This is a genomic window from Phytoactinopolyspora endophytica, assembly GCF_004138495.1.
GTDB classification, from domain to species: domain Bacteria; phylum Actinomycetota; class Actinomycetes; order Jiangellales; family Jiangellaceae; genus Phytoactinopolyspora; species Phytoactinopolyspora endophytica.
In genome coordinates this window covers 1-5081 of record NZ_ML142872.1, presented here as the reverse complement: position 1 = coordinate 5081, position 5081 = coordinate 1, and the positions used below count along the sequence as shown (strand labels likewise).

Annotated in this window: 6 protein-coding genes; 3 read left to right on the top strand and 3 right to left on the bottom strand. The window is 66.3% G+C overall.

The window, feature by feature from the left end:
- Positions 1–809: winged helix DNA-binding domain-containing protein (locus ELR45_RS30655; RefSeq protein WP_205857588.1), on the bottom strand; the 809-nt coding region annotated here is incomplete at its 3' end.
- A gap of 222 nt (positions 810–1031) precedes the next feature.
- Between ELR45_RS30655 and ELR45_RS30650 the strand changes: the two genes are divergently transcribed.
- A complete protein-coding gene (locus ELR45_RS30650) occupies positions 1032–1295 on the top strand; it encodes a GlsB/YeaQ/YmgE family stress response membrane protein (protein WP_129669681.1) in 264 nt (87 codons plus the stop codon).
- A gap of 53 nt (positions 1296–1348) precedes the next feature.
- Here the strand turns inward: ELR45_RS30650 and ELR45_RS30645 are convergent, their stop codons facing one another.
- Positions 1349–2809, bottom strand: coding sequence for a 13E12 repeat family protein (locus ELR45_RS30645; protein ID WP_129669680.1), 1461 nt, complete (start codon positions 2807–2809; stop codon positions 1349–1351).
- A 131-nt stretch (positions 2810–2940) separates the two neighbouring features.
- Between ELR45_RS30645 and rnhA the strand changes: the two genes are divergently transcribed.
- Both rnhA and ELR45_RS30635 read left to right on the top strand, forming a co-directional pair.
- The gene (gene rnhA / locus ELR45_RS30640) at positions 2941–3402 is read left to right on the top strand and encodes a ribonuclease HI (RefSeq protein ID WP_129669679.1); all 462 of its coding nucleotides are present in this window, start codon (positions 2941–2943) and stop codon (positions 3400–3402) included.
- 3 nt (positions 3403–3405) lie between these two features.
- A complete protein-coding gene (locus ELR45_RS30635) occupies positions 3406–3969 on the top strand; it encodes a GNAT family N-acetyltransferase (protein ID WP_205857587.1) in 564 nt (187 codons plus the stop codon).
- 90 nt (positions 3970–4059) lie between these two features.
- On the opposite strand, the gene ELR45_RS30630 is transcribed toward ELR45_RS30635, so the two are convergent.
- The gene (locus ELR45_RS30630) at positions 4060–4845 is read right to left on the bottom strand and encodes an alpha/beta fold hydrolase (protein WP_129669678.1); all 786 of its coding nucleotides are present in this window, start codon (positions 4843–4845) and stop codon (positions 4060–4062) included.
- Between the last annotated feature and the right edge of the window lie 236 nt (positions 4846–5081).

Sequence of the window (5081 nt, the reverse complement as noted above, 5' to 3'; positions counted from 1 at the left end):
TCCGGCAGGAACCGCGGAGGCGCCTCCACATCGGCCTCACTGAGGGGCGCGTCGGGGAGGTCGAACAGCTCACGTCCGTTCTCGTCCTGAAAGGTCCGCAGGCGTGGGCGCAGCCGTTCGGTCACCTCCCGAATTCCCGTCAAGCCGGACCAGGTACGGATGTCGGAGTTGCTGGCGGGCCCGAAGGCGGCGAGGTAGCGCAATACGATGCCGTCCGGAGCTGGATCGTTGTCCAGCGGTTCGCCCAGCCAGGTGTCCGCGGGCGTCAGCACGGCCTTGCCGCGCTGCCCCCACAGTCCGCGCGGCGGAACCTGCACCAGCGGCAACGGGATGGTCGCCGCGTAGCCGAGTGCCTGCCGGTCCCAGTCCGGCCAACGCTGCGCCAGGTGCGGGATGAGCTCACCCCTGGTCCTGGGCTCTACTTCGAGCAGCTTCCGCCCGACGGCCGCGACCTCGCCGAGGTCCAATCCCTCGAGCTGGCGGCGGAAGCCACCGCGCAGAGTGCGCTCCGCGACCGGCCTTGTCAGCGGCAGCAAGACCTTGGCGTCGGGTGCCGTGACCAGGTGGACGGTCCTCCGCATCGGCCAGCACCGCAGCGTCTGCCGGCTGAGCAGCAGCTGATCCAGCTCATCGGGATCGAAGCCCGTGAGGCGCGCCCATAGGGCGTAGTGAGGGTCCAACGGATTCTGAGCCTGGAGGCCGACCAGGTGCTCGATCACGTCCTCGGCGGCACGCTCCTTCCGCTCCAGCAGCAACTGCCGGGCGAGCAACGTCCGGTTGAGCACACGAGTCGTCAGCCGCGTGGTCATGGTTCATGACAGTACAGCGCCCAATTCGCTCCGCGTCTCAACGACTCCGTGGCCCTCGGACAGCCACAAAAGCCAGGCGGATCCCTGAGTGGCCGACTGCACCGTGCGCAATGCGCGATGTGAGGTGCGTAGTCGAATGGGTAATGGGCAAAGATGCCCGTCGGATCTGCGTGGACGGGTCATACTGACGATGAAGCAGCACGAAACGATGGGAGCAAAGCTGTGATCGGATTTCTGGTTGCCGGGTTGATCATCGGCGCGCTCGCCCGGCTCATCAAGCGCGGCAAGCAGGATCTGAGCATCCTCGCGACGTTGCTACTCGGCCTGGTCGGGTCCGTCATTGGCGGGACCGTCGCCAATCTCGTGGGAACGGGCGACATCTTCGAACTGAATGTCCTCGGCTTCATCGTCGCGGTCGTCGCCGCGGTACTCCTGATCGGCGTCGCCGAAGGAATGAGCTCCCGACGCACAGCCGGAAGGGACTAACGCCGCTGCAGCACTGGCAGCGGGCCCTGGGTCAGGGTCCGCTGCCAGTGTGGTTAGAGCGTTCTTTCTGGTCCGGCCCGGCGGTGGTCAGGTGTTCGGGTGCGGCGAAGTCTCACTCCAGGCGCCGCCGGCGGTGCTGATCGGTAGGTGTGTCCGGTGGGGGTCGTGGTTTGCACGATGTGCCGGTCCGGATCGACGACGCGGACGTCCCAGCCGGGCATCTGCCGGCTGTGATTGCCGCGTTGGCAGACTCCGCGTCCGTTGTCAGCGGTGGTGGGGCCTGCGGCGGCGTAGGAGTGGATGTGGTCGAACTCCCGGATCGGCGCATCGCAGAACTCGTCACGACACACCCGGTCCCGATACGACAGGAGCGTGGCGAGCACACCGTCGAAGCGACGTCGGCGCGGGTCACAGTCCCGCAGGATGCCGGTGGCAGGGTCGGTAAACAACCGACGCACCCACACGCGAGCATGGTTGAGCGCCACCTCGCTCACGGCGCAGCCGCTGTTGGCGCCACAGCATCGACGGTCGTCGCTGTCGCCGTCGTCACCGGAACGAGAACCGGCACCGGATGCGGGGTCGCCACAGCCGCCATCGTGGCAGCCGTTGTGGTGCTGGTCGGCGGCGTTGCGCGCGAGATTGCGGGCGATCTCGGCCGGGATGGGGCCGTAGCCGTGCATCTCCGCGGGCGTCTCGTCGTCGCCGAGCAGGGATAGGTCCGTCATCACCAGACCGATCTCGGCCGATACCGCCTCCGCATTGGCTTGTCCGGTCAACCGCTCCACCACAGTATCGGCCATGATCTGGTTCCGGGAACGCTTGTCTCCGGCTGCCACCAGCGCGTCCGCGTGACGCCGCAATGCGCCGTAGGCGGCCACACCCTGCTCGCAGGGCACGAGGGCCGACAGGATCGCCATCGTGTCCGGCGCGGGACGGATCCCGACACGGCGGTCCTTACGCGCGTTGCTCGCTCGCGCCACCGCTGCGGCCGGGTCGGCCTCGATCGCCAGCCTGCGTGCTTCGGCCCCCGCCTTCTTCGGACCGTACTCCGACAGCTGCTCGGCGAGCTCGGCATCAACGAGCCGTCGATCCTCCGCCGCGAGGTGGGAAGTTTCGTTCACCACGATCGTGGCCACCCACGCCGAGATCTCACCCCGGCGCAGCAGGGCGAACGTGTGCGGTAATGCGCAGCGCAGCGCTTTGGCGTGCGAGAGCTGCTTGGCCGCCGTCACCGGAGACGCCTTACGCGCGCGCCCCACTTGCTCGGCGATACCCCGCCGCGCCCGGTCACCTTTGAGCCCTTTCGCCGTGTTGGCGGCCCGCTGCGACGAAGAGAACTCATCCACCTCGTCCAGCTGCGCCGCATACACCGCGGCGTTGAGCTTCTCCAACACCGCGATCCGGTCGATCCGTTCCGCATCATCCGCCGCGCGCGGCAACTCGGCCACCCGGTCAAGGTAGCCGGCCAGCTCATCGACCACACTCATGGAGGACTGGGATTCAGATACGGACATGTGTTCGAGTATATTTGATCTTCAGCCCACTCGCAAGGACCCCCGGGATGTCTGCCGCGTTCGAAGGCAATGTCACCCTGCATAGCCCTCCGTACGCGAAGGCACCTCTTCGAGTTCGATAGATTAGACAGGTGCCACCTGAGGCTGATCGCAAGGCTGTGGAGATCTATACGGACGGCGCCTGCCGTGGTAATCCTGGCCCGGGAGGCTGGGGTGCGGTCTTGCAGTACGGCGAGCAACGCAAAGAACTCTTCGGCGGCGAGCCAGACGATACGACCAATAACCGCATGGAGCTGATGGCGGCGATTCAGGCATTGACGGCCCTGACCCGACCTGCTGTCGTGCGCATCCACACCGACAGCTCATACCTTCGCAACGGCATCACGAGATGGCTGGCCGGGTGGCAACGCAACGGCTGGGTGACTGCCGAGAAGAAGCCCGTGAAGAACGCCGACCTATGGCGGCAGCTCGAGAGTGCAGCCAGCATGCATCAAGTCGAATGGCTCTGGGTCAAAGGGCATGCCGGCAACCCCGGCAACGAGAAGGCCGACGAGTTGGCCAACCGCGGCATCGACGACGCGCTCCGCGGTTGAGCTGTGGATCCTTCGCTGCGGTTCCGTTCGGCCAGAGCAGACGACGCCGAACAGATCGCGCTACTCCACACCGACAGCTGGCGTCGGCACTATCGGGGCGCTTATGCCGACTCATTCCTCGATGGCGACGTCGCCGCCGACCATCACTCGGGGTGGTCGGCGCGGCTCGCCGCGCCGACCCACACCGACACCATCCTCGCCGAGCACGACGGCCAGTTGGTGGGCTTTGTCCACGTCGCATTCGACGACGACCCGAGATGGGGAAGCCTCGTCGACAACTTGCACGTCCTGCACAGCCGGCGCCGTACCGGCATCGGCACCCAGCTGCTGGCCCGCGCCGCCCGGGCTGTCACTGACCGGGCGACCGGCAAAGCGATGTACCTGTGGGTGTTGCAGCAGAACACAGCCGCGCAGCAGTTCTACCGCGCATCCGGAGCCACGTGCGTTGAGACGGCGCCGGTGCCACCGCCCGGTGGAGATCCGACCCGCCTCAACGGCACGCCCCAAGGCTTACGCATGGCCTGGCCCGACGCCTCGCGGCTGAGCCACTCCGTCGACGACCGCTGACCAGCGGACTCCATCCCTAGGACGGGCTCACGCCATGGTCTCCCTGCTCGCTGCAACGGTCGCTGCTGCCTCTTGGACCCACGTTGCCCGCTATCCGTGGGCTGTAAGAAAGGCGTTTAGCCGGGTCGAGAAGGCTGTAGGAGCCTCAAACCATGGAGAATGTCCCGCGTCGGGAATGGCAGCGAACGTGGCGCTGGGAAGGATATCGAGGAGCCTTCGAGCGTTGGCCAGTGGTCGTGGGTCTTGTTCGCCATGGATGATCAGAGCCGGAGCGGTCACCTTCGTTGCGTGCGTGATCACGTCAGGTTGGCCGGACCAAAGTTCTCGGTTGGCCTGCCAGTTTATTTCGAATCGGACGGACGCTGCGGCCCTTGCCCGAGCTTCGGCGTTCACTGGGTCGGCGTAGTCGGGCAGCCAGCAGAGCGTGCGGTACTCAACTTCCTCGTCCCAGGCCCGCTCCTGCTGTTCCAGCTCATCGCGGCGAGCCAGCTGCTCAGTCGTGAGGCGCTTGGCGGATTCTGTCTGGTACGGCCTCCGCCACTCCGTTCCCGGTCCGGTCCCGCTGCAGTAGATCACGGCCCGCACATGTTCGGGATGGGTCCAGGCGTAGGCGAGTACCAGGGCCGCACCCCAGGAATGGCCGAAGACTGTCCACCGGTCATAGCCCCAGTGCCGGCGTAGCGCTTCGAGGTCGGCGATCGCCCGGTCTGGCCGATAGTCATGGGGCCCTGTCGAACGGCCGCAGCCTCGCTGGTCATAACGGTGGACATGATGGGCTGAGTCGAGCATCGACGCGATCGGGCCGAGGTCGTCCCATAGCCCCGGGCCGCCGCGGCACAGGACGACCGGTGCCCCATCCGAGGGCCCGGAACTCATCGTCCAAAGTTGTGCGCCGTCTTCGACTACGACTGTGTGCTCGCGTACCTCGTCCACCGGCTATCCAGATGTCGCGCCAACTCTTAGGAATGTGGGTCTTCGGATTCTGGCGGGGGTGCTGGGTTCATCGGACGACGATGGAGCCCAGTACTCGCCAGTTGGGTTTGCCGGCGTAGAGCAGGGCGCGGACTCGGTAGTTGCGGAAGTTGCGGAACCCGAAGCCGATGCGTTTGATC